At 29.4% G+C, this 24309-nt stretch carries 27 protein-coding genes and 1 pseudogene; 1 reads left to right on the top strand and 27 read right to left on the bottom strand.

Annotated elements, in window-relative coordinates; genetic code table 11:
- Positions 1 to 139: 139 nt before the first annotated feature.
- From scpB to spoIIM, 5 genes and pseudogenes are all read right to left on the bottom strand, one after another.
- A pseudogene (gene scpB, locus KPL55_RS03965) lies at positions 140 to 721 on the bottom strand (SMC-Scp complex subunit ScpB); the annotation flags it as partial.
- Positions 722 to 1462, bottom strand: a complete 741-nt coding sequence (locus tag KPL55_RS03960; protein ID WP_216305411.1) for a segregation/condensation protein A — start codon at positions 1460 to 1462, stop codon at positions 722 to 724.
- A 245-nt stretch (positions 1463 to 1707) separates the two neighbouring features.
- Entirely contained in the window at positions 1708 to 2889 is a 1182-nt protein-coding gene (locus KPL55_RS03955) for a D-alanyl-D-alanine carboxypeptidase family protein (protein ID WP_216305410.1), read from the bottom strand.
- Positions 2890 to 3123: 234 nt separating this feature from the next.
- Positions 3124 to 4002 carry a tyrosine recombinase gene (locus KPL55_RS03950; protein ID WP_216305409.1) on the bottom strand — a complete coding sequence of 293 codons (879 nt, stop codon included), beginning with the start codon at positions 4000 to 4002 and terminating at the stop codon, positions 3124 to 3126.
- A gap of 265 nt (positions 4003 to 4267) precedes the next feature.
- Positions 4268 to 4915 carry a stage II sporulation protein M gene (gene spoIIM, locus KPL55_RS03945; RefSeq protein WP_216305539.1) on the bottom strand — a complete coding sequence of 216 codons (648 nt, stop codon included), beginning with the start codon at positions 4913 to 4915 and terminating at the stop codon, positions 4268 to 4270.
- 298 nt (positions 4916 to 5213) lie between these two features.
- On the opposite strand from spoIIM, the gene KPL55_RS03940 reads away from it, so the two are divergent.
- A complete protein-coding gene (locus tag KPL55_RS03940) occupies positions 5214 to 5429 on the top strand; it encodes a hypothetical protein (protein ID WP_216305408.1) in 216 nt (71 codons plus the stop codon).
- 82 nt (positions 5430 to 5511) lie between these two features.
- Here KPL55_RS03940 and KPL55_RS03935 read toward each other — a convergent pair whose 3' ends face one another.
- From KPL55_RS03935 to spoIIIAA, 22 genes are all read right to left on the bottom strand, one after another.
- Positions 5512 to 5904, bottom strand: a complete 393-nt coding sequence (locus tag KPL55_RS03935; protein WP_216305407.1) for a hypothetical protein — start codon at positions 5902 to 5904, stop codon at positions 5512 to 5514.
- A 149-nt stretch (positions 5905 to 6053) separates the two neighbouring features.
- Entirely contained in the window at positions 6054 to 6872 is an 819-nt protein-coding gene (gene spo0A / locus KPL55_RS03930; protein ID WP_216305406.1) for a sporulation transcription factor Spo0A, read from the bottom strand.
- Positions 6873 to 7077: 205 nt separating this feature from the next.
- Positions 7078 to 8304, bottom strand: a complete 1227-nt coding sequence (gene spoIVB / locus KPL55_RS03925; protein WP_216305405.1) for a SpoIVB peptidase — start codon at positions 8302 to 8304, stop codon at positions 7078 to 7080.
- A 350-nt stretch (positions 8305 to 8654) separates the two neighbouring features.
- Positions 8655 to 10343: a DNA repair protein RecN gene (gene recN / locus KPL55_RS03920; protein ID WP_216305404.1), complete on the bottom strand. Its 1689-nt coding sequence runs from the start codon at positions 10341 to 10343 to the stop codon at positions 8655 to 8657.
- Positions 10344 to 10354: 11 nt separating this feature from the next.
- Entirely contained in the window at positions 10355 to 10807 is a 453-nt protein-coding gene (locus KPL55_RS03915; RefSeq protein ID WP_216305403.1) for an arginine repressor, read from the bottom strand.
- Positions 10776 to 11657 (bottom strand): NAD(+)/NADH kinase, encoded by an 882-nt coding sequence (locus tag KPL55_RS03910; RefSeq protein ID WP_216305402.1) that lies wholly within the window; start codon positions 11655 to 11657, stop codon positions 10776 to 10778. Before KPL55_RS03910 ends, KPL55_RS03915 begins: the two co-directional genes overlap by 32 nt.
- A 53-nt stretch (positions 11658 to 11710) precedes the next feature.
- Positions 11711 to 12523: a TlyA family RNA methyltransferase gene (locus KPL55_RS03905; RefSeq protein WP_216305401.1), complete on the bottom strand. Its 813-nt coding sequence runs from the start codon at positions 12521 to 12523 to the stop codon at positions 11711 to 11713.
- 56 nt (positions 12524 to 12579) lie between these two features.
- Positions 12580 to 14442 (bottom strand): 1-deoxy-D-xylulose-5-phosphate synthase, encoded by a 1863-nt coding sequence (gene dxs / locus KPL55_RS03900; protein WP_216305400.1) that lies wholly within the window; start codon positions 14440 to 14442, stop codon positions 12580 to 12582.
- A 102-nt stretch (positions 14443 to 14544) separates the two neighbouring features.
- Positions 14545 to 15414: a polyprenyl synthetase family protein gene (locus KPL55_RS03895; protein ID WP_216305399.1), complete on the bottom strand. Its 870-nt coding sequence runs from the start codon at positions 15412 to 15414 to the stop codon at positions 14545 to 14547.
- 15 nt (positions 15415 to 15429) lie between these two features.
- On the bottom strand, positions 15430 to 15663 hold the full coding sequence (locus KPL55_RS03890; protein ID WP_216305398.1) for an exodeoxyribonuclease VII small subunit: 234 nt from the start codon (positions 15661 to 15663) through the stop codon (positions 15430 to 15432).
- Positions 15663 to 16868 carry an exodeoxyribonuclease VII large subunit gene (xseA, locus tag KPL55_RS03885; protein WP_216305397.1) on the bottom strand — a complete coding sequence of 402 codons (1206 nt, stop codon included), beginning with the start codon at positions 16866 to 16868 and terminating at the stop codon, positions 15663 to 15665. Before xseA ends, KPL55_RS03890 begins: the two co-directional genes overlap by 1 nt.
- Positions 16858 to 17706 carry a bifunctional 5,10-methylenetetrahydrofolate dehydrogenase/5,10-methenyltetrahydrofolate cyclohydrolase gene (locus KPL55_RS03880; protein WP_216305396.1) on the bottom strand — a complete coding sequence of 283 codons (849 nt, stop codon included), beginning with the start codon at positions 17704 to 17706 and terminating at the stop codon, positions 16858 to 16860. Before KPL55_RS03880 ends, xseA begins: the two co-directional genes overlap by 11 nt.
- Before the next feature lie 155 nt (positions 17707 to 17861).
- On the bottom strand, positions 17862 to 18257 hold the full coding sequence (gene nusB, locus KPL55_RS03875) for a transcription antitermination factor NusB (protein WP_216305395.1): 396 nt from the start codon (positions 18255 to 18257) through the stop codon (positions 17862 to 17864).
- A gap of 94 nt (positions 18258 to 18351) precedes the next feature.
- Complete coding sequence (locus tag KPL55_RS03870) at positions 18352 to 18741, bottom strand: Asp23/Gls24 family envelope stress response protein (RefSeq protein WP_216305394.1); 390 nt, start codon at positions 18739 to 18741, stop codon at positions 18352 to 18354.
- A gap of 81 nt (positions 18742 to 18822) precedes the next feature.
- Positions 18823 to 19326 (bottom strand): SpoIIIAH-like family protein, encoded by a 504-nt coding sequence (locus KPL55_RS03865; RefSeq protein ID WP_216305393.1) that lies wholly within the window; start codon positions 19324 to 19326, stop codon positions 18823 to 18825.
- Positions 19327 to 19364: 38 nt separating this feature from the next.
- Positions 19365 to 19913 carry a stage III sporulation protein AG gene (gene spoIIIAG, locus KPL55_RS03860; protein ID WP_376770424.1) on the bottom strand — a complete coding sequence of 183 codons (549 nt, stop codon included), beginning with the start codon at positions 19911 to 19913 and terminating at the stop codon, positions 19365 to 19367.
- A gap of 155 nt (positions 19914 to 20068) precedes the next feature.
- Complete coding sequence (spoIIIAF, locus tag KPL55_RS03855) at positions 20069 to 20662, bottom strand: stage III sporulation protein AF (protein ID WP_216305391.1); 594 nt, start codon at positions 20660 to 20662, stop codon at positions 20069 to 20071.
- Between the two features lie 64 nt (positions 20663 to 20726).
- Positions 20727 to 21875 carry a stage III sporulation protein AE gene (gene spoIIIAE, locus KPL55_RS03850; RefSeq protein WP_216305390.1) on the bottom strand — a complete coding sequence of 383 codons (1149 nt, stop codon included), beginning with the start codon at positions 21873 to 21875 and terminating at the stop codon, positions 20727 to 20729.
- Between the two features lie 56 nt (positions 21876 to 21931).
- The gene (gene spoIIIAD, locus KPL55_RS03845) at positions 21932 to 22315 is read right to left on the bottom strand and encodes a stage III sporulation protein AD (RefSeq protein WP_216305389.1); all 384 of its coding nucleotides are present in this window, start codon (positions 22313 to 22315) and stop codon (positions 21932 to 21934) included.
- 71 nt (positions 22316 to 22386) lie between these two features.
- Positions 22387 to 22584: a stage III sporulation protein AC gene (gene spoIIIAC / locus KPL55_RS03840; protein WP_216305388.1), complete on the bottom strand. Its 198-nt coding sequence runs from the start codon at positions 22582 to 22584 to the stop codon at positions 22387 to 22389.
- Positions 22585 to 22599: 15 nt separating this feature from the next.
- Positions 22600 to 23118: a stage III sporulation protein SpoIIIAB gene (gene spoIIIAB, locus KPL55_RS03835; protein ID WP_216305387.1), complete on the bottom strand. Its 519-nt coding sequence runs from the start codon at positions 23116 to 23118 to the stop codon at positions 22600 to 22602.
- Position 23119: 1 nt separating this feature from the next.
- On the bottom strand, positions 23120 to 24025 hold the full coding sequence (spoIIIAA, locus tag KPL55_RS03830; RefSeq protein WP_216305386.1) for a stage III sporulation protein AA: 906 nt from the start codon (positions 24023 to 24025) through the stop codon (positions 23120 to 23122).
- Positions 24026 to 24309 lie beyond the last annotated feature (284 nt).

The raw sequence follows: 24309 nt of genomic DNA, 5'->3' as shown, positions 1-24309 counted from the left end.
GATGGGGTTTATATTAGTTTTTATAAGGTATCTAATTAACTTCTTTGCTGCTTTGTCTAAGTTGAATATCTTCTTTATTAAATTCTTCTTTATCAGACTTTTCACTTTCAAAATTTTCATTATTCAAATTTTCATTATTCAAATTTTCATTATTCAAATTTTCATTATTCAAATTTTCAATTGAAGGCATTTCATTAAGGCTATGGAAATCAAAATGTTTAAGAAATTCATCTGTTGTAATATAAATAATAGGTCTTCCTGGAACATTTTTTCGTCCACTTTGCTGAATTAACTTTTTTTCTGACAAAGTGTATATCGCCCTATCACTTTTAACACCTCTTATTTCCTCAATTTCCACTCTAGTTATAGGTTGCTTATAGGCGATTATTGCTAAAGTTTCAAGTGAAGCCTGGGACAAAGATTGTCTGATATTTGTCTTTAGTAATTTTTGAACATATTCACTATTACATGGTTTTGTAACAAGTTGATATTCATCATTAGCTTCTATAATTTTAATTCCTCGGTGTTCTTCTTCATATTTTATTATTAACTCATTAATTAATTCGCGTGTAAACTCTATGCTACATTCTAATATGTTTGCCAATTCGGTTAGCTTTAGTGAGTCTCCCGTAACAAATAATAACGATTCAATGATAGAAAAATATATGTTTTTAGTTGAAATCTCTTCGATTTCCAATTTCTTAATGTTAAACTCATTCATTTAATTAATCCTCTCTAAATATATATCTTTAAAATTACTTTCTTGAATCACTCGTACACCTCTAATTTTAATCAGCTCTAGTAATGCTAAAAACGTAACAATAACTTCAATTTTTGATGAATAACCACATATTAAATTTGTAAAATGGACTTTCCCAAAAGAATCAATCTTTTGTTTTAACTCATCCATTTTATCTTCTATTTTATATTCATCAACTAAGATTTTCTTATTTATAATGTTATTAGTATTCATTTTATTTATGTATTCTAACATTAAATTATTGAATGAGTTATACAAATCAAAAATCGAAATATTATTAAGAAAATCTATCTCTACAGCATTGTTGTTATCTTCTTCAATTATCTCAGGTTTTTTACTAATCATTATACCAGCACCCTGTTCCATCATTTTTAAATTTTCAGCTATAACTTTATATTTTCTATATTCTATTAATTTATTTAATAATTCCTGTTCAACATCAATTTCATCATCTGGATTGTTCTCCTCTTTAACTTTAGGCAACAAATATTTTGATTTAATTTCAATTAAAGTTGCAGCTATAACAATAAACTCTGATGTCACATTTAGGTCCATTTCCTTCATACTTTTAAGATACTCTAAATATTGATTTGTGATTTCAACTATATTAATATCATAGATATTCATCTCATTTTTCTTGATGAGGTGTAATAACAGGTCAAATGGTCCTTCAAAATTAGTTACTTTTATACTTAATGGCATGTCCACCCGCTCCTATATACTTAATTATAAAAAAATATACTAATAACTCCTATTATTTTATATTTGCGTTACTTTAAGTATAAAGCATCTTATAAAAAATAACTAGTCTGTATGTTCGTGTTTTTATTATAAATAGCTCATACAAATTTATAATATAAAAAAGCTATAACCTCCAAGCAAATTTCCTTGCCTAAAAGCTATAGTTTTACATTACTCATAAAAATTAAACGATAATAAGATTAGATCTAAATTGCTTTATCAAACAACTCTATAAAGTTATTTTTTAAATTATCCCATACTCTAGATTTTTTAATATCCCTATCACTATATATGTTAATCTTTCCACACATTTTTTTATCAACATATATCTCACAGATCCCCATTACAATGCCCTTTTTATATTCTTGTAACCCTTCTTTTAAAACTACCTTTTTAGTAATTTCATTTTTCTGCCCTCGCTCAAGAGTTATAATAAAATCATTTTGTGCTTTAGCCATTAAAAATTTGTCACCTTGCTTATTTAAAATAATTTTTTCTACGTCATTATCTTTAACTATCACTTTTTTAGTTTCAAATTTTGAAAAACCATAGTTCATTAACATACTAGCATCACTATTTCGTTTTGTATATGTTGGTGCTCCCATAATTATTGCAAGCATCCTTACATTACTTCTTTGTGCAGTGGCAGACATGCAATACATTGCCTCATTTGTAAATCCAGTTTTGAGTCCATCACATCCATCAAAGAATCTAACGAGCTTATTATGATTTACAAGTCCAATAGGTGCCTTTCTCCCCTCAGAAATTGTTTCCATATAAGTTCCTGAATATTTTAGTATTTTAGGATGTTTTAATAACTCTCTAGACATAACTGATATATCATACGCAGTTGTATAGTGACCTTCTGCACTTAATCCTGTACAATTTTTAAAAGAAGTATCTTTCATACCTAAACTTATTGCTTTTGTATTCATCATATTTACAAAAGCACTTTCGCTGCCACCAACATATTCTGCCATTGCCACAGCTGCATCGTTTCCTGAAGCAATTGCAATTCCTTTTAAAATTTCTTCAACAGTTCTAACCTCTCCTGTATCAAGAATCATACTACTTCCACCCATTTTTTTCGAGTTTTCACTTACGGTTATTTTGTCTTGCAACTTAATTTTTCCTGAATCAACAGCCTCCATAGCTAATAGCATAGTCATTATCTTTGTTACTGAAGCTGGTGCAAATTTTTCATGTGAATTCTTTTCATATATTATTTTTCCACTAGTTGGTTCCATAAGTAGTGCTGATTTCGCATCTACTACAATTCCTTTGTCATTTTTATTTTCTACTTCAGCTTTAGCAGAGATCCCAAAAAGCTGTGTGCTTAAAATTAATGATAAAATTAAACATAATACATTTTTAAAGTTTCTTTTCATATTAATCCTCCTCATATTCCTTTACGCTAGACAATAATTGCCAACTATCATCTGCTTTACTTAGATTTCATAACGTTATTTTTACCAAATTTCATTAATATTATCACGATTATTTATAATAAATTAAAATATTTTTTATAATTAAACAAAGAAAACACGCCCACTTTCATAATTAGAGAAAGTGGACGTGTAAATATAACTTTATAAAACAACTAATAATTGTAGTTATTTTTTCTATGCTCTTGGATGAGTATTTTTATATATTTCTGCAAGTTTACTTTTTTTAATTATAGTTGAATAAACTTGAGTTGTTGACATACTATTATGACCTAATAGTTCTTGAACTGAAGTTATGCCAGCACCATTTTGCAATAAATGTACAGCAAATGAATGTCTTAGTGTATAACAATTTATTATTTTTTTTATATTTGTCATTTTAGCATACTCTTTAATAATTTTCCAAAATCCCTGCCTTGTCATTTTATCACTTTTCGTATTTAAAAAAAGTAAATTTAAATTATTTAAATTCAGTGTTGATCTAGTCTCTAAATACTTTGATAGACATCTAACTGCATGGGACCCTATAGGAATTATCCTCTCATTATTCTTTCCACTATTACACGTTATGTATAACTGTTCTATATTTATATCATATATAGTCAGGTTTAAAAGTTCTGAAACCTTTATACCTGTGGCATACATTAACTCTAACATTGCTTTATCTCTACACCCTTTACCATTATTATCATCTGGTTGACTTAGTAAATCATCAATCTCTTCAATTGTTAATATTTGAGGTATAATTCGTTTGATTTTTGGGATAGAAACGTAAGTCGTTGGGTCATGCTGTGCAAAACCACTTTTTATAAGATACTTATAGTAATTTCTAATAGAAACTATACTTCTTGCTACAGAACTATTTGCCTTGCCATCTTTTTTTAGATACTCAGAATAAGCCATTATTGTTACATAATCAATAATTTCTAGACTTTCATTTCTACTTTCAGTAAATTCAACGAATCTTTTAACGTCACGAGTATATGCGTCGATGGTATTTTTAGTCAGACTATTATTTTTTAAACTTTCAATATAGATTGTCAATAAATTATTCATAATTTTTCTCCCATATTATAGAGAATATCAATATTTATACGTTATACTCTAAAGAATAGATAAAATGTAAGAATATAATTATAAACCAATTTATAGTTATTATCAACTAGGTTATAAACTACAACACTATTTTTGTAAATTTTAGTATTAGTAATTAGATTCTGCAGTAAGTAGTCTATCATTTTAGGCATAAATATGCCAATTACTATTAAAATAAGGAAACATTTTAATAGTAACAAAACAAATTGTCGTATATCTTTATATTTCATTTACTTATACTTCCCATATTATTAATAAGATTTTTAACAAAATATGGTGCGATATAAGATTCTATAACTATACCTATAAATAAGAAAACTATTAATACAATAAATATTACACTATAATAAATTATTCTGCTTGAAATACTACTTGTCCATTGTTTGTTAAATTTGCTCTTAAGCAACATTATAGAAAATTCCATTGATACTACAGATGCAAAAATAATACATGGAATATAAATAAGATTTTGAGGTAGCACTCCAAGCATTGCAATACCGATACCGTTTTTCCCTAGCCCACTAATCATGAAACTAAATGTGAATCCAATTGTAAATCCTTTTAACAAATCAATAATTATAATTATCGGTATGCCTACTATAGTTAAACCTAAAAACCAAAGGAAAATAATAATAGGCAGATTATTTTTAATTGATTGCCAAAATATTAATTTGTAACTTATTCCACTTGTATTAGAAGGATCAACGAAATTCATCATGTAATCAACTAAATCATTTCGTTCTATTGTGCCCATGTATTTCACACTATAAATCCCTAAAATAATACCTGTAAATACACACAGAATACTTATAATATATAACCAAAAATTTTCTTGTATGTGTTTATTTATGTTGCTCATTAATGTATTAGGCACCATAATTCTCTCCCCCTTAGTAAATCATTCTTTTTTATAAAGTTCATAACTTAATTAATATTTATGATAACAAAGAGGTTAATATGCATGCTTAGATTAATATTTTCATGTTGTCAAAAGGCCATTTCAAGATTTACAAATCTTAAAAATGTTAGTCAGAAGCCATCAAATTTAAGAAAACATTGTACTCCAAAAGAATAGGTTTACTATTACGGGATATACTATTTAATGCAGAAGTTATTATATTATCTTAAATTGATTATCTAATGATCAAATATATACTGCAGAGGAGACTATTATGAAATTATATACAAATGCTATAGAAATAAAAAAAGAAATAGACAATATTAAAAGAGCTAACCCAGAAGGAACTGACATTTTTTTAGAATGCCAATGTGCTGAAAATGATTATACTAACATCGTAACCGGATTAAACGGAGAGTTTGATGTTAAAGGAGAAAAAGTTAGAGAAGGTATTATTGCTTTAAAAGTTGAATGGGATTTATATATCTAAGAAAAAGCACAAATAAAAAGGACTATAAAAGTCTAATTTATCTGTGCTTTTTCTTGTTTTTATGCAATTGTAAAGTAGAATATTATGCGTTTTTTGATATTAATGTTGACATTACTTGAGCTAAATCATTATTTTTTTCATTATCCCTTACAAGACTCATTGTTTTATCCTCATTTGTAGTTATCTCAATAATTTCTTCATCGCCTTTACTTTCTACCTTGAAAGATTTTATATCTTCTCTTAAAAATTTATCTGTATACAACGTTTCACGTAATCCGCCCCAAGCACTAAGAGTTGAGACTTCTAAATATAATTTTTCATTAGTAAGAATTATCTTAAAATCGTCTGTTACTCTACCAGAAACGCCCAATGAAATTAAATTTGCAAAAACATTTGTTGCCATAGTAGATTTACTAATGTTTTTATGAGTAATAATGCTGCATAAAACCTTTTCCCCATCTATGATACTTGACATAATACACCCCTCCAATGTTATAGTAGATACATTTTGTAATCGTTTTCTTTTATAGATCATACATACAAAATTATACTTTTATTATATCATATTTTACCAATGAAATAAAACAAGAGCTGCATTATCCACAGCTCTTGTTTCATTGTTTCTTAAGAAACTCTATTTTGCAATCTTAATTTGTCGGCAACCATTGCTATAAATTCTGAATTAGTTGGTTTACCTTTAGCATTATGTATGGTATAACCAAATATTTTATTTATAGTTTCAACTTGACCACGTCCCCATGCTACTTCAATAGCATGTCTTATTGCTCTTTCAACTCTACTTGCAGTTGTATTGAATTTTTTAGCAATTGAAGGGTATAATTCCTTTGTCACTGCAGATAATAGTTCTATATCGTTTACTACCATAGTAATTGCTTCTCTTAAGTACATATAACCTTTAATATGAGCCGGAACACCAATTTCATGAATTATATTTGTTATTTCAGCCTCTAGGTCCATTGGTTCGTTATTACGACTAGTTTTTCTAGGTTCAGTTGTATCAATAAACGAAATTGATTTTTTACTGTTATCACTAGAAATTGTATTGTTAAACATCTGTCGTATTCTTTTCGTAAAGACCTCCATGTCAAAAGGTTTTACAACATAGTAATCTGCTCCCAATGCAATAGCTCTTTGAGTTATTTTATCTTGTCCAACTGCAGATAAAACTATTATTTTAGGTATTGGATCTAGATCCATGCTGCCCAATCTTTCTAGTACCCCAAGACCATCTAGATGTGGCATTATTATATCTAAAACTACTAAATCAGGTTTTCTCTCTTTTATTAATTTAAGAGCTTCAATTCCATCTTTTGCGATGCCTGTAACAATAATGTCCCTTTGGCTCAACAAGTAATCATTTAAAATATTGCAAAACTCTTTATTATCATCTGCAATAAGTACACTAATTCTAGGTTCTTCCATAATATATAACTCCCCTTTATAAATAAATTCCCATATCTTAACAAATATTAATTCGACAAAAGAATTACAAATCCTTTTTATTTTAATAATATTTACAAAAAAACTTTTTTTTATCATAATTTAACATTTTTCATAGATAAAGGATAGCTTTGCTATCCTTTATCACTTAATACCTATTTTACCTCTTTTTTTTAAATAATGCTAGTTATTTAGATAAAATCCCTGCATCCTTTAACATCCATTCTATATATATTCCATAACCTACATCAGGTTTATTAATTAGAACATGTGTTACAGCACCTATAATTTTGTTATTTTGAATTATTGGGCTACCACTCATACCTTGCACTATACCACCTGTTTTAGTCAGAAGCTTAGGATCAGTAATTTTTATTACCATGCTTTTTGATCCAGACGTGTTTTGTGATAAGAGTTTTTGTATTTCTATATCAAACAGTTCTGGTTCGCTACCATTTATAGTTGTCAAAATTTGAGCTTTACCTTCTTTAATTTCATTTCTCAAACCAATTTGCATAGGTTTATTAAATTTACTGTTAATAAGACTCTTAGTTCCATCTCCAAATATACCACATTCTGTATTATTAACAATTTGACCCTTTATTTTATTTTCATCCACAAAAAGCCCTCTTAATTCTCCCGCACTTCCTCTTGTTCCTTTTTTTATAGATATTATATTAGATGAAATAATTACACCACTATTAACGCTAAGTATTGTTCCAGTATCAGCATCTGTTATAGGATGCCCTAGCGCAGCAAATTTTTTAGTTTTATCATCATATAAAGTTAATGTACCAACTCCAGCTGTTGAATCACGTACCCACAATCCAATTTTTTGTTTCCCGTCGGTAGAATCAATAGTTGGAAGTACTTTCACTTCAAAAAATTCAGGTTTATTTTTACGTTGTAATTTAAGAATAAGCTCTGAATTTTTAGCTTTATTTATAAATAATGCAACATCCTCAGCATTATTTATTTCATTATCATTTATACTTATTATGCTATCTCCTATTTGTACACCTGCATTTGCTGCAGGACTTGGTGTTTTACCATTCTTGCCCTCTATATCAGATAAAGCTACTACTAAAACTCCTTTAGTATTTAGTTTTACACCAATCGGTTGCCCTCCTGGATAAACCATTATGTCTGACTTGCTTTTTATAAAAGTTGCTTGAACATCTAATAACCCTTGCAAATTAACTTTTGAACCTTTCATATTTTTAACTATAAACGACTTGTTAATACTGTTACTTTTATTTTCTTTTACTTGTATAGTATTTCCAATAGAATAGGAACTCTCAATTGGGTTATTAAACATTGCGACAACTTTATTTTGCACCTTAAAGCAGACACTTAAAGCAATTATTATTAGAGGTGTCATGATCCAACATAATATATTTAATTTTTTCTTCATAAGCTTTACCTCCTTTTCTCAATAGTTATAACTCTAAGTTACCCTGCATTTCTACATATTATGCTATAACATTAATTCAAAAATAGTCAAAGAAATAGATTCAAAACCAATTTATGATAATTTAAAATAATTTTGCAATATTTTATTTTTTTTCATATTTTCCATAAATATTACATCATTAGATTATTTTCTTTATTTTCATTTGTAATTTATTTTATAAATAATTTTCTTTGATAATCTGTAGTAATATCTATATCTTTAAACAAAAAAAAATAAAGCCATAGTCTATGACTTTATCTTTCCCTAAATGTCTTTTTATATTACTATATTTTTCTAAAAAAATTAAAAAACTAATATTTCTTTTTTTTCTTTGCCATATTTATCATTTCTTTAGAATTTTCCAAGGTTATTTTAGTAACTTCAGTACCACCAATCATTCTAGCAATTTCATTTTGTTTTTCTTCATCATTCATTTTTATAATATTAGTATATGTTTTATTATCTATAACATTTTTAGATATTAAATAATTTGTGTCAGCCATACTAGCTATTTGCGGCAAATGAGTTACACAAAAAATTTGATGATTTAATGATATTAAATACATTTTCTCTCCAACACATTGCGCAATTCTACCGCTGATACCCGTGTCAATCTCATCAAATATAACAGTAGGTATTTCATCCTTATCAACGAATACAGTCTTGAGTGCAAGCATTATACGTGATAATTCACCCCCTGAAACAATATCTTCTAATGGATTTAGTGGTTCTCCAGGATTAGTAGATATACAAAACTGAACTTTATCGCATCCATTGTCATAAAACACACTTTCGAGTTTCACTTCTATGTAGAATTTACTTTTTTCAAGCCCAATATAATTTAATTCATCTTTAATTTTATCTTGAAGCTTTTTAGCTGTTGTACATCTAATTTCATGAATTTGTTCCCCAATAGTTTTCATTTCTCCCTCAAGGGCAACTTTTTCTTTTTTTAGTGTTAGAATAATTTCACTACTGTTAATCAATTCTTCATATTCAAGTTGAATTTTATCTTTATATTTATAAATTTCTTCAATAGTCAGTCCATATTTTTTCTTACAATTATTGATTTGACTTATTCTATTATTCGTAAAGTTTAGTTCCTTTTCATCATAATAAATTGTCTCTTTTAAATCTCTGATATCTGCTATATTACCCTCTATATTAAAGTAACTTTCTTCAATAGCATCTGTAATTAGCTTTATTTTTTCCATATGTTTTTCTATACCTCGAAGTTCTTTAATTGCCATTGCTAAATTATAAAAAACTGAGGTGTTTTCTTCATCTGTACTATATAATAATTGATAACTTTTAGATAAATGTTGTTCTAGATTTTCTGCATTGCTGATTATAGCATATTTCTCTAAAAGTTCCTGATCTTCACCAATTTTTAAATGAGTGTTTTTGATTTCTTCTAACTGGTAATTTAAGAAATCAATTCTTTTCTCTCTTTCACTCTCATTTCCTTCTAGTTTTATAATTCTATTTTTAATAGATATCATTCTTACATATTTCTCTTTGTATCTTTCAAGAATCTTATTAATTTTATCAGTACCAAATGAATCCACATAAAATATATGATTAGCTTTATCTAATAAATTGTGATTATCATGTTGGCCATGTATATCCAATAAATTTTTACTAACAAGTTTAACCTTTGAGAGTAACATAGTTTTACCATTAACTTTAGCAATTGTTTTTCCAGATTGAAATGTTTCACGGCTTATGAATACAGTATCCTCATAATCAATATCCATGTCATCTAAAACCTTTTTGCTATTTAAATTATTAATGGTGAATATAGCCTCGACATAAGTTTTATCTTCGCCTGTTCTAATTAAGTTCTTATTGAATTTCCCGCCTAATACAAAATTAATAGCATCTATTAAGATTGATTTTCCTGCTCCTGTTTCACCAGAAAACACATTAAATCCTCGTTCAAAATTAATACTTAATTTTTCAATAAGGGCAAAATTCATAATATTTAATTGTAGGAGCATACTAATTCCTCCTATTCATTAATCATTTTTTTAATTTTTTGAATTATCTCTTTTGTATCTTCTTCTTTTCTAACTAATATAAATACAGTATTGTCTCCTGCAATAGTTCCAACAATCCCATTGAATTTCAATGAATCTAATGCTTCAGCAGCTGCGCCACCTGCTCCAGATATAGTTTTAAGAACTATAAAATTATCCACATGATCAACATAAAGCACTGTTTGAGAAAAAATATTGACTAATTTGTTTGATAGAAAACTATCACCTGGTGAACTAGTAGCATATTTATGGGTTCCATACGCATTCATAACCTTAATTAATTTTAGTTCTTTTATATCTCTAGATACAGTTGCTTGAGTAATTTCAAACCCCTTATTTTTTAGTTCTTCTGCTAACTGCTCCTGTGTTTCAACCTCTTTGCCCTGAATAATTTCAATTATTTTTGCATGCCGTGCTATCTTCATCTTTTTCTCCCTCACAGTCCATTGTTCTAGAAATTATTTTTTTTCTAAGTATACTAAAATAATTATAATCATTAAATTTAACTAATCTACATTTTCTATTTGAGACACTTACTAATATTTTCTCATAGTTATTGAGTTTTATTGCACGCTGCCCATCTGGCGTTAAGAATATGCTTTCATGCTCACTTTTTATACTAATAGATATTTCGCTTTTAGAATCAAGTACTATAGTCCTCATAGACAATGATAGTGGACAAATAGGTGTTAAGGCTATAACATCTAGGTTTGGATAAATTATAGGTCCTCCTGCTGATAATGAGTATGCTGTAGATCCTGTTGGAGTAGCTATTATAAGTCCATCTCCTGTAAAATCCAGGTAAAATTTATTATCTATATGAAGTTCATATTTAACAACCCTTGCTAGCGTTCCTTTAGATACAACAATGTCATTTAATGCAATATATTCTTCTTGTCTCTCTCTATATGGCAAAGTGCACTTAAGCATCATTCTATCCTCTACAAAATAATCATCTTCGATATATTTTTTCATTGCATTTTCAAATTCTAATAGTTCTACACTTGAAAGAAATCCTAAATTACCTATATTAACGCCTAAAATTGGAATATTAGAGTTATTTAAGTTTCGTGATGTTCTTAAAATAGTTCCATCGCCACCCAAAGCGATAATAATATCCAAATTGTTATATTTGATATTATCAAGTCCAATGGCATCCTGAAATGTATATATATTAGTATCATCTACATATTTTCTGACAATGTCTTTTACATACTTAATTATTTTCCCATCTTTATCCTTAGTTGTATTTATATTAATGCCTATATTCTTCATATTCCCTCCTTAGCGCTTACTAGCAGACATTAACTAATGATTACTCTTTTGCCCTAATTTAAATCTTTGTGTGCATCACCAACTAATTGCTTTATATTGTCTTCATTATAATTTTCAAATTGATATTTATCTTTTGTAAAATAAATTAAATATTCGATATTACCATTAGGTCCTTTTATGGATGAGTAATTAATATTAATAACCTTTACATCTAGACTTTTCAAAAAACTTAAAACTCCAACTATTACTTTCACATGTTCATTAGGGTTTTTTACTACTCCTTTTTTATTTACTATGCCTACCCCTACTTCAAATTGTGGTTTTAATAGTGCTACAACACTACCATCATCTTTTAATAGATTAAGTAAACTAGGAATAACTTTCCCAAGGGATATGAATGACACATCAACACTTGCAAAACATGCAAGTTCACCAATACTATCCACACTTAAATATCTTATGTTTGTCTTCTCCATTGAGATCACTCGTGAATCGCATCTAAGCTTGTCATCTAACTGGTTTGTCCCTACGTCTATAGAGTATACCCTAGATGCACCATGCTTAAGCATGCAATCTGTAAATCCTCCTGTAGATGCACCAATGTCAAGGCAAATTTTACCTTTAAGATTGATGTCAAAAGATTCTATAGCCTTTTTGAGCTTTAATCCCCCACGACTTACATAGGGGATATCTTCTCCAATAAATTCAATACTAGATAATATATCTACTTTTTTTCCACATTTAGTAGTTTTAATACCATCAACAAATATTTTTCCTGCAATAATATTTTCCTTTGCTCTTTCTCTAGAGGTAATAATTCCTCTATCAACCACAATAACATCTAATCTCTCTTTATCTTCTAACATAAAAAACTCCTCATGAACCCTCTAAAGTCTTTATTTAAAGCACTTTTAGATTAACTTCAAACTAATTTTAAAATACTTTCAAAAATTCCATCCACATCAAGTTTATGTAATCTGTACAATATATCCACTTTTCCATGTGGTATAAACTCATCTTTAAATCCTAAATTAATAACCTTTGTTTTAACATCTAATGAGTTTACATACTCTAGTACTAAAGAACCTAATCCTCCATGTACAATATTATCCTCTATAGTTACTAGTGAATAATTTTTATAAATTAATTCTGATATTAGCGATGTATCAATAGGCTTAATAAAACAAGCATTAATCACAGTAGCTTCTACACCCATATTCATTAATTTCTCCCTAACAAGTATAGCATTTTGAACCATTTTACCTGTAGCTATAAATGCTATTTTACCTCCATCAAACAGTGTTTCCCATTTTCCCCTTTTGAAATTTTCCATAGGTAACATTTCAACATTGCTACTATCCCCTCCCCTAGGGTATCGTATAGCAATTGGGTAATCTTGCTCTACAGCAAAAGTTAGCATTGTCTTAAGTTCGCCTATGCATTTAGGGGCCATAATTGTCATGTTAGGAATATGAGATAAATATGATAAATCAAATACTCCTTGATGAGTTTCCCCATCCGGTCCAACTATGCCAGCTCTATCTATTGCAAAAATAACAGGTAATCTCTGAATGCACACATCATGTAAAATTTGATCATATGCTCTTTGAAGAAAAGTAGAATAAACAGCAAAAATGGGCTTTAAACCTGATGCTGCCATCCCTGCCGCCATAGTAACAGCATGTTGCTCTGCAATCCCTACATCAAAGAACCTATTCTTAAACTCTTTTGAAAACATTTCAAGCCCTGTACCTTCAGGCATTGCCGCTGTTATTGCTACTATATTCTTATTCTCCTTTGCAAGATGAACAATCTGTTGTCCAAATGCATCTGAGTAACTTTCTTTAGAACTACTACATAACTCTCCATTTGATGGATTAAATGGGCCCATACTATGAAATTTACGTGGCTGCTCTTCAGCAAATTTATAACCCTTACCTTTTTTAGTTATAACATGAATAATAACTGGTCCATCTATATTTTTAGCTAACTTCAAAACCTTACTTACCTCTTTAATATCATGCCCATCTATAGGTCCTAAATATTTTATACCCATATGCTCAAAAAGCATTCCTGGTACAATAACCTGCTTAATTCCATTTTTAATCTTTTCAATTGATTTAACCATACCATTGCCTACATTAGGAATCTTTCTAAGAGTAGAATTTATTTCATCTCTTATTCTATTATAAGTTGGATCAATTCTAAATTGACTTAAATACTTAGACATCCCTCCAACATTTTTAGAAATAGACATTTGGTTATCATTGAGCAAAATAATCATTTTAGTTTTTCTAAATCCTACATCATTTAAAGCTTCAAAAGACATGCCTCCTGTAAGTGCACCATCTCCAATTACCGAAATAACATTAAAATCTTCTTTCTTTAGGTCTCTAGCTCTTGCCATGCCAAGGCCTGCAGAAACTGAAGTACTGCTATGCCCAGCTTCAAAAAAATCATATTTACTTTCTTCTTTTTTTGGAAAACCACTTAATCCACCAAAAGTTCTTAGAGAATCAAATTTATCTTTCCTTCCTGTAAGAATTTTATATACATAGGATTGATGACCAACATCCCATATTATTTTATCTTTTTCTAAGTCAAATACATTAAATAAACTTAAGGTTAACTCCACCACTCCCAAATTAGAAGCTAAATGGCCTCCAGTTTTAGAGACTTTTTCAATTAAAAACTTTCTTATTTCTAGAGCAAGAACATTAAGTTCTTGTATCGTCATTTCTTTTATCTTATTTATATCATTATAATCATCTAATATTTTACTCATATATATCTATCCTCTTTTATTAAATATATTATTTTACCCACATTTATGCAAATATTATATCATATAATAATATTTAATTCAAAAGCTATTATTAGTGGTTATTTAATATTCTCTTTTAAGTAAAAACTCTGTAATTTCTTCTAAGTAGTTAGTATTTGCCTTTAACCCTTTTAGTATTTGAAAACACTCTTGCGTTAGATCGTTGCATTTTGCTTTGCATTTTGCTAGTCCATACATTGTTATAAATGTAGTTTTATTATTACATTCGTCACTTTTTACATTTTTTCCTAAAATAGCAACATCCCCAACAACATCTAATATATCATCCTTTATTTGAAAAGCTAATCCCAATTTATCGCCAAACATCTTTAAGGCGCTTAAATCTTCTTCACTTGCATTTCCTAATGTAGCACCACTTAATATTGCAGCAATAATTAATTGACCTGTTTTATTTCTATGCATATATAAAAGTTCTTCCTCAGATATCACTTTGCCTTCGCTTAAAATATCACAAATTTGTCCAGCTATCATCCCCTCTGCACCAGAAGCTTTTGCTATTAGGGCACTTGCCTTAATTTTATTTAAATTTCCGTCTAGGCATTCATTTAACATTATTATCATAGCCTCATTTAATAGACCGTCTCCAGCAAGTATTGCAATAGCCTCACCATATATTTTATGATTCGTAGGTTTTCCACGACGCAAATCATCATTATCCATGCTTGGTAAATCATCGTGAATAAGAGAATATGTATGAATCATTTCAAGAGCTGATGCAAAGGGCAATATACTCTCAAAATCTTCCTTATATAGACTGTATGTAAGAAGCATTAATATAGGTCTAATTCTCTTGCCTCCAACTTTTATACTATAACTCATTGCCTCAAAATTTCTAATATTAACTTCTTGTTTATCACCAAAATAATCACTTATCCATTGTTCCACTTCATCTTTAAGCAATTTTATATTCATTCTTTACCTCTTTCATTATGATTTAGCATCATCTGCAAGTGTTATAAAATCTTTTTCACCGACCTCTGTTAATATTTTTATTTTACCTTCGGTATCATTTAAAATTTTGTATAGATTGTTACATATTTTTATGCCTTCTTCATAACTTGCCATAGTGCCTTCAAGCGTTACTTCATTTCCATCCATAATCCCAACAATTTCTTCAAGTCTTTCCATCATGTTTTCATATGTTTCTTTTTTCTTAGCCATTAAAACTCCTCCAAATTACTTAATTTAAACAAAGCACTACCATCTTTTAATGTAATTTTCACATCTTTTATATTTTTAAGTTCACTAATTTCACTAATAACTCTATTTTCATTATTTTGCAAAATCGAATACCCCTTGTTTAACACATTCAAAGGGTTGTGTGCATGCAAAAGTGCATTCAATTTCGAGAGTTTCTGTTTTTCCATTGAAATCCTTGAATCAAATTTATAATTTAAATTTTCTTTTAAATTATCTATATGTCTATACTGGTTCACTATAAAATTCAAAGGATTATTAACTTTTAAAGTTTTATTTAGTAAGTTGACTTTATTGTATTCTTTAGTAACCTTAAATTCCACGGATCTTAGTAAAAGTTCTCTAAGTGTTTTAATTTCATTATTTAAATCTTTTAAATTCCTCACAGCTATTTCTGCCGCAGCCGATGGAGTTGGTGCTCTATGGTCGCAAACAAAGTCTGCTATAGTAAAGTCTGTTTCGTGACCAATTCCGGTAATTATAGGTATCTTAGAATTATAAATTGCGTAAGCTAAATTTTCTTCATTGAATGCCCATAATTCCTCTATCGAGCCTCCTCCTCTTGCAATAATAATTAAATCAACATTTTTTAAACTATTAAAATATTTTATGCCTTGTTCAACTTCAGTACTGGCATTCACACCTTGGACAAGCGCTGGATATATTAACATATTAACATTTGAGTTACGCCTTGTTGCAACATTAATAATATCTTTAACTGCAGCACCTGTTTGCGATGTAATTATTCCAATTCTAGTAGGAAATGATGGGATAATCCTTTTATGATTGTCATCAAACAGACCTAATTTTGCTAGTTTTTCCTTTAGATTTTGAAAAGCTAAAAATAGTTGACCTTCTCCGTCTGTCTCCATGGAATCACAATAAACTTGATATGCCCCACCTTTCTCATAAACAGAAACCTTACCTCTAATTATAACATTCATACCATCTCTAGGTGTAATCGTTAGTTTTTGAGCTTGTGATTTGAACATTACACAATTCACCTTTCCAAATGAATCTTTTAACGTAAAGTATATGTGTCCGCTTGAATGTAATTTTACGTTAGATAACTCACCTTTAACATTCGCATTATTTAATATAAAATCACTATCTATTATTTTTTTAATATACCCATTAAGGGCAGTTACTGTTATTACTTTAATAAACATTATCCCTCCACGCAGCGCAAGCATTTTTTATAAGCATTGTTGTGGTCATAAGACCTGTTCCACCTGGTACTGGGGTAACAAAACTTGCGATATCTATAACATCCTCGAAACATACATCCCCGGTAACTTTGTTATCTATCATTGTTGTCCCAACATCTATAACAACGGCCCCTTCTTTTATAAATTCACTTGTTACAAACCCAGGTTTACCTATTGCTGCTACTATTATATCAGCCGTTTTACAAATCTGCTTTAGGTTAGTAGTTTTTGAGTGACATATAGTAACAGTTGCATCTTCGTTAAGTAGTAGTTGCGCTGCTGGTTTTCCTACAATATTGCTTCTACCAATAACAACCGCATGTTTTCCTTTAATAATGCATCCAGTATTTTTTATCATCTCAATGACACCTAATGCAGTACAAGGAATAAAGCTTTTATCTCCTTTATAAAATCTACCCATATTTACATCTGTTAATCCATCAATATCCTTTTTATACGAAATTTTAGATGTGATTTCCTTCTCATTTAGGTTTTTGGGTAATGGTAATTGAATAATTATTCCATCCACACTATTATCTTGATTTAATTTTTCTATAATATCTACTAAATCCTTTTGACTTATCTCTTTATCCAATTGAATACAATTATATGAAATCCCTAATTTATTACACAGGTTATTTTGACTTCTAACGTACGACAACGAGCCCCCATCATCTCCTACCAAAATGGTCTTAATTGACGGTACACGTAGCCCCTTATCAACCACATCCTTTATTATTGTCCTAATCTCATCTCTATATGTTTCAACTATTTCTTTTCCATTAACTCTAATTCCCACATTACCCTCTCCTAAACACAAATTTAAATTACTTACTTAACAATATATTTCTAACAAAGTATCAGATTTCCTCTTTTAGTAAAATAAAATAACTAGCCAAATATACTATTAATATCTGACTAGTTATTTTATTATTATTTAGTTTACTTTATATTCTAAAGCATTTTTGCTAATATACCATTTACAAAAGCTGGTGAACTGTCTTCACCATATTTCTTAGCAAGTTCTATACCTTCATTTACGGATACCTTATTTGGTATTTCTTCCTCAAATAAAATTTCATATGTACTTATCCTCAAAATAGCCAAATTCATTTTTGAAAGTCTATCTAATTTCCATTTAATTAAATGTTTTTCAATATTTTTATCAATTTCCTTCTTATTCTCTTGAACTCCAGCTAAAACCTTAGTAATATACTCAATATCTATATCCACTAAATCCATATCTGTATTCTCTTTAAAATTTTCAATTATGTCCTCATACTTTTCTTTATTTATTGACATTTCGAAAAGTAATTTCATTGCAGCTTCTCTTGACTTTCTTCTATTCATTAGTAATCCTCCTAATATTCCTGCCTAAATGTAATTTTAATATTATAATACCCTGTATATAAATAAACACCCTCTATTACAGAGAGTGAATATTTTATGCTTCTATTTCCACTAGCTTTTCTGTTTTAGGTAATACAACGTTTTGAACAAACACATTTACGGCTGATACTGTAAGGCCTGTCATAAGCTCTACAGATTTTTTTACATTTATTTGTGCTTTTTCAGTTACTTGTGGAATTCTAACACCATATTCAACTACAACGTGTAGATCAATTATTGCACTATTTTCTCCAACATTGACTTTAACGCCTTTAGATAAATTTTTCTTACCACTTAATATTTGAGTTATTCCACCAACTAAACTAGCACTCATACCAACAATTCCTTGTATTTCAGCAACAGCGAGTCCAGCTATAACACTAACAACATCCTCAGATATTTTAACAACACCCATTTCAGTTTCATTTAAAATCTTATCTTCCATATTAGTACCCCCTTATTTAACTTAGGTAAAACATGACAATGCTATATTTATTATATCAGATAAATATAGCATTTACAATTATTATTCTTTTATCTTAACTTCAATTTTTTCCAATTTAGTTTTGCTCATTACTACATCTTTTATGCTACGTAGTTCAGCTTCAGTAAGTTGTTTTTTTGTGCTTTTAACTAATATTTGTACCTTGTCATCTACTATACTGCACATTGCTTCATTATACCCTAAAGCCTTTAATGCAAGTTCAATGTCTCCTTCATTTTGCGTAGCCATTGATATGTTCATGTACTGAGTTGCAGCAGTTGCCTTTTGAGCTTTTGGAGTATTAACATCATCCATTAAAGTTTTGATATCTTGAAGAGTTCTTGCATCGTCTTGCGTTCTTGATAATTTTGCTTCTGTAAAATAGCTTGAAGTAGTTTTGCTTTCATTTAAAGATATTGCACTCTTCTCCGTACTAAAATCACCATCATTTACATATAATGGTCCATTCACCTTTGTTGCGAGATACCCCGCAAACACAATAAGTACTACCAGCGTAACAATTATACCTGACTGTTTTTTATTCATAATATTTCCCCCCATCTACCTTTCTTTGAAATTATATGCTACTTATTCATAGGATATACATTAACTTTACTTTCTGGTAAATTAAATAAATTAATTACTGCCTGTCTAATTCTTAGTTCTGTAATCCTTACACTTGATCCCTGCGCCACTACGCAAACACCAGTAATAACCGGCTTATATGTTTTTACTATTAATGGCTGATTTTCATCTCCATTGTTTGACATAACAACTGTACTTCCATTGTTTTCTTGATTGATATTCCTTTTGCCACCCGTTGTATCATTCTCTACTGTAAGACTTTTAGAATCAGTGACATTTACTGCTGGAACACTTTCCTCTCCACTCTCAAAATAAATCATAAGTTGTACCTTACCAACCCCTTCAATGCCTTGAAGCGTTAATTTAAGCTTATCCTCTAATTGTGCTTCATAATCGTCTATCTTCGTAGCGCTACTTTCCTTAGAAACCTTGTCTGCCTCTGTCTCAGTAGCTCCTGCTGAAGTGGTTACCTTTGGAGACTTGAAAAAGCTACTTGCTAGTACTATTACAACCGCCACTAAAATTATTAATACTAAGTTTCCTAGCATTTTATCAGATTTTTTGTTATTATCGTTTTTATTTTCTCCCTTTCCACCATTTAGTTTTGTCTTAATATACTCAGTAAATTTACTAAGCAAATTATCATTGTTCATCGAAATCCCCCTCATTTCTTCTTCTAATACAGTTTTAAGAATAGATTGTTTTATGAATTAGATTTATAAACAGTAATAATATTATTAGATATTTTGAATTTACTGCTTATTAAATTCTTAATTTTGTTTCCCTTAGCACCCTCTATAACATCTTTTTTAGATGTACTAACGCTTTTTGAATCTATTTCTATATTATTTATTCTTTTAACTCCCGGGTCAATTACTCCAATTCCAATTGTATTAATATTAAATACTCCATTTTTGCTATCATAAACAACATCTATATCAGCATTATATTTATTTTCTGGATAAGTCTCTTCCAAATTTGTTATGCATTGATTTTCTAAATTCTTTTTAAAGTTTTCTGCCGTATTTAATATATTGCTGTCTTTATATTTTTTAATGTTAGCCTTGGATGTTCCAGTTTCCATATAACTAGTTACTTTTCCAGAATATGCACTAATATTAAAGTCCTTATCAAAAATTTTTATTATAGGCTTTATGATTACTACAATTAATAGCAGCCCCAAAACAAATTTAGCATATTTTTTCATGCTATTATCAGGCAAAATCATTTCCACTGCAGTGATAAAAAAGACAGCTATGGTAATGCTTGTTACCCAAAGTTTTAATAGCTCTATCAAATTAACACCACCTCCTTTTTTATTGAATTTCTTCTTAATAGGTTATTATAACAATCCATGATACTTATCCACCTATAATGCCTCTCCCCGTGGATGCCACTATAGCTACCATTATGAAAAACATTATACTTACCGATATTACACACGACATTAAAAGAAGAATAGAATCGCCTACTGAATTTATGCAATCTACTGTACGTCTATCACTTATTGGTTCGATTAATGCAGCTGCCGCTTTATATAGAAAAGCCATAATTAGCAGTTTTAGAATTGGAAATATTACTATTACTATAAGAACAAGTAACCCAAGTCCACTTATGGCACTTTTTAAAAGAAGCGAATATCCAGCCACAGTAGAAATTGCATCTGATAAACATTTCCCCACTACCGGTACAAAAGTATCTACTGCAAACTTTGCTGTTTTTATAGTAACTTGATCTAAAGTTTTCGCTGCTATACTTCTTAACGTAATAACTGCAATAAACGCTGTCATCACCATTCCCTGTACCCAAATAGCAATTTGTTTTAAAAGCTTTGTTATATTATTAATTTTATAATCATCCGATATATTTTTAACAAATTGTAGTACGAAGCTCATAAATATTATTGGGATTATGATGTCCACATAAATTCTAGAACTAATAGTTGCAAAACCCATTATTACAGGATCCAGTAATGTTGCTTCTGCAAATCCTCCAACGCTGGCTAGAAGCATCATCAGTACTGGGATAAGTGCCGCCATAAAATCGGTCATATTAAGAATAGTAGTTTTAGCAAGCTCCACCACTATATAAAAACTTTTAGTAATCATTACAATCATTACGCCATAACACGCAAAATATGCTATATTTGATAAACTCTCTTTATTAAAGGCACTTTGAAGATTATGCAAAAGTGCACAAATAATAGCAATAATCATTAGACTTCCAATTAGCTGCATAGATGCAATAACTTCTTTGAATGTGTATTTAATAAGATAACCTGTAATATTTTTAAAACTAATACCATTCTCTCCGGTTTTTATAAATTGTTCTACAAAAGCTTTCGGCTCCATATCGTTAAATATTTCATACTTTGTTTTAACATTAGAGATATAATCGTACAAATTGCTTATCTCCGTTTGTTCTTTTTCTCCTATTTGGCCTATCTCTGCAGCTTGTACACTAATTGGCAAACATATTAAAAATAGTAAAATCAATAGTATTTTTTTCATATTCTACCTCTACGTTAAAATTAGGACCATTTTTTTTCGCATATCATAATTTTTATCTACATTATTTTTAGAATGGATTGCATAACCGCCATTAGGATAGGTATTGCCAAAACTAGTATTAATATTTTCCCAGCAAAATCTACCTTAGCTGCAATACTACTTTCTCCAGCATCTCTGCAAATTTCGCTGCAAAATGAAGCTAAGTATGCAATACCAAGTATTTTGAAAACCGTGTTTAAATAAACAACATCAATGTTAGCTTTATTTGCAAGGGTTTGTAAAAATCCCATTATTATTGTAAGTTTGTTTACCATAAATAAAAAAATTAATATCCCAGCTGCAATACTCACTTGAATAGCTAAATCATCCCTTCTACCTTTAAATATAAGTACAATAAATAGTGCCATGAAAGCAAATGCAACAATCTTGATTATTTCCATAATATCCTCCTCGATTGCCTGCGCAAGTGTCCTAGCAAGTATATAAAATTTTAAGACTTTATATACTTGTCCTAAAACTGAAACAACGTTTTAACAGAGGTAAAGAGTTTGTTCACTAAATTTATAACCATTATAAGAAGCAATATTACTCCGGCTAAATTTGCAACTACAGCAATGTCATCCTTGCCACCACTTTTTAAAACTTTGTCTATAATAATAATTAAAATACCCGTTGCCCCTATTTTAAACAGCAAACTAACATCTAACACGTAAAAACCCCCTCCCTATATTAATGCAATTACGAGCATTGCCCCAAAGGAAAACCCTAAATATCTATACATTTTTATATTTTTGTTCATAAATTCTTCTGAAATCTTAATTTGTTTTTTTAAATTCGATATAGTAAGCGAAAATATACTACTTTGACCCTGAATATCAGATTCTCCTAGAGTTTTAGTTAAATCCAAAATAACATTTATATCATCAGAATTCAGATATAATTTACTTTTCAATAAGTTTACGGAGGCTTTCATTGCCTCATATACATTCTCATATTCATTACTAGATAATAATTTACCCGTTTTATCAAAAAGCTCCTTTATAGGCTCTTTGCTTTTACTTGCTATGCTTTTAAACGCATCCGGCAAAAGCACGTGTACATAAGTTATTTCATTCTGAAGTTGATATACTGCGCGTTCTATTTCATTAAGCTGGGAAACTCTATATTTGAGCCGCTCACTGTATATAAACCCAGCCATAGTTGATGCCCCTAAAATTGCTAAACAAGCTATTATTTTAATCATTTTATGACCTCCACACATCTATGCCTTTAGTAAAATCATAAATAGATTCTATCGTTCCTATTCCTTTCTTGTTACTAAGTACTATTGCCCGCGAGAAAACGTAGTTTTCCACAATATCTTTAAAAACTAACCTTTTATACAAATCTTCAATTCCAAAACCATGAATAGTTGTAACTAAACTTATTCCAGAATTTAATGCCATTAATATACTTTCCATATCATTTTGGGTACCAATCTCATCACAAACTATGACATCAGGAGACATGCTTCGAATCGCCATCATAATACCTTGACTCTTGGGGCAATTATCTAAAACATCTGTTCGAACTCCTACATCCATTTGCGGTATCCCTTTGTAAGAACCAGCTATTTCAGATCTCTCATCAATTATTGAAACATTTTTACCTTTATCACCGCCCGATACCTGCCTTGTAATATCTCTAAGTAGTGTAGTTTTTCCACATTTAGGTGGTGATATAATAATCGTATTATGCATTGAACCATTTTGCATAATGTAAGGCATTACTTTATCGGCACAACCAATAATTTCTTTACATGCTCTTATGTTGATAGATGATATATCTTTAATAGTTTTTATGTTGTTATTTTCTACAACACATATACCACACAGGCCAACCCTATGACCACCTTTTATTGTTATATACCCTTGCCGAATCTCTTCTTCAAAAGCATATATAGAGTAATTGCTTATCCTCTGCATTATGTATTTCAAATCCTCGGTCGTTGCGATATAATCCCATTTTTCCTCTTTACTTCCGATGTGAATGAACAGAGGCTTGTTTACTTTTATCCTAATCTCTTCAAGCTTTTGCACATTATTTACTTGTTCTAATTTGCTCCTGATGCTTTTAGGCAATATTTCAAATAAATCTTTAGTAGCTAACATTTTTTTCACACTCCCATATATAATTTCTATTATGAAGTCTAGTAAAATATTCCATATATATTTAAAAACTATTAACTTGGATAGGATTCATTTTACATATTATATGAATTAATCCACAAAAAAGAACAAAAAAAAAGAACCCTAATAAACTGGTACCTATAGGAAGGACACTTAAAAAAAAGTGTTTGGATTATAGGTGCTTTTTTTGTATAATTTATATATAGATAGGATGGTGGCAAATGAGTAAAATATTATTTACCAAAAAGGATATTATAAAGCTTGAA

Origin of the sequence: Clostridium lacusfryxellense (genome assembly GCF_018861735.1) — a bacterium.
Taxonomy (GTDB): Bacteria; Bacillota; Clostridia; order Clostridiales; family Clostridiaceae; genus Clostridium_AD; species Clostridium_AD lacusfryxellense.
This window is presented reverse-complemented; position numbering and strand designations above follow the sequence as displayed.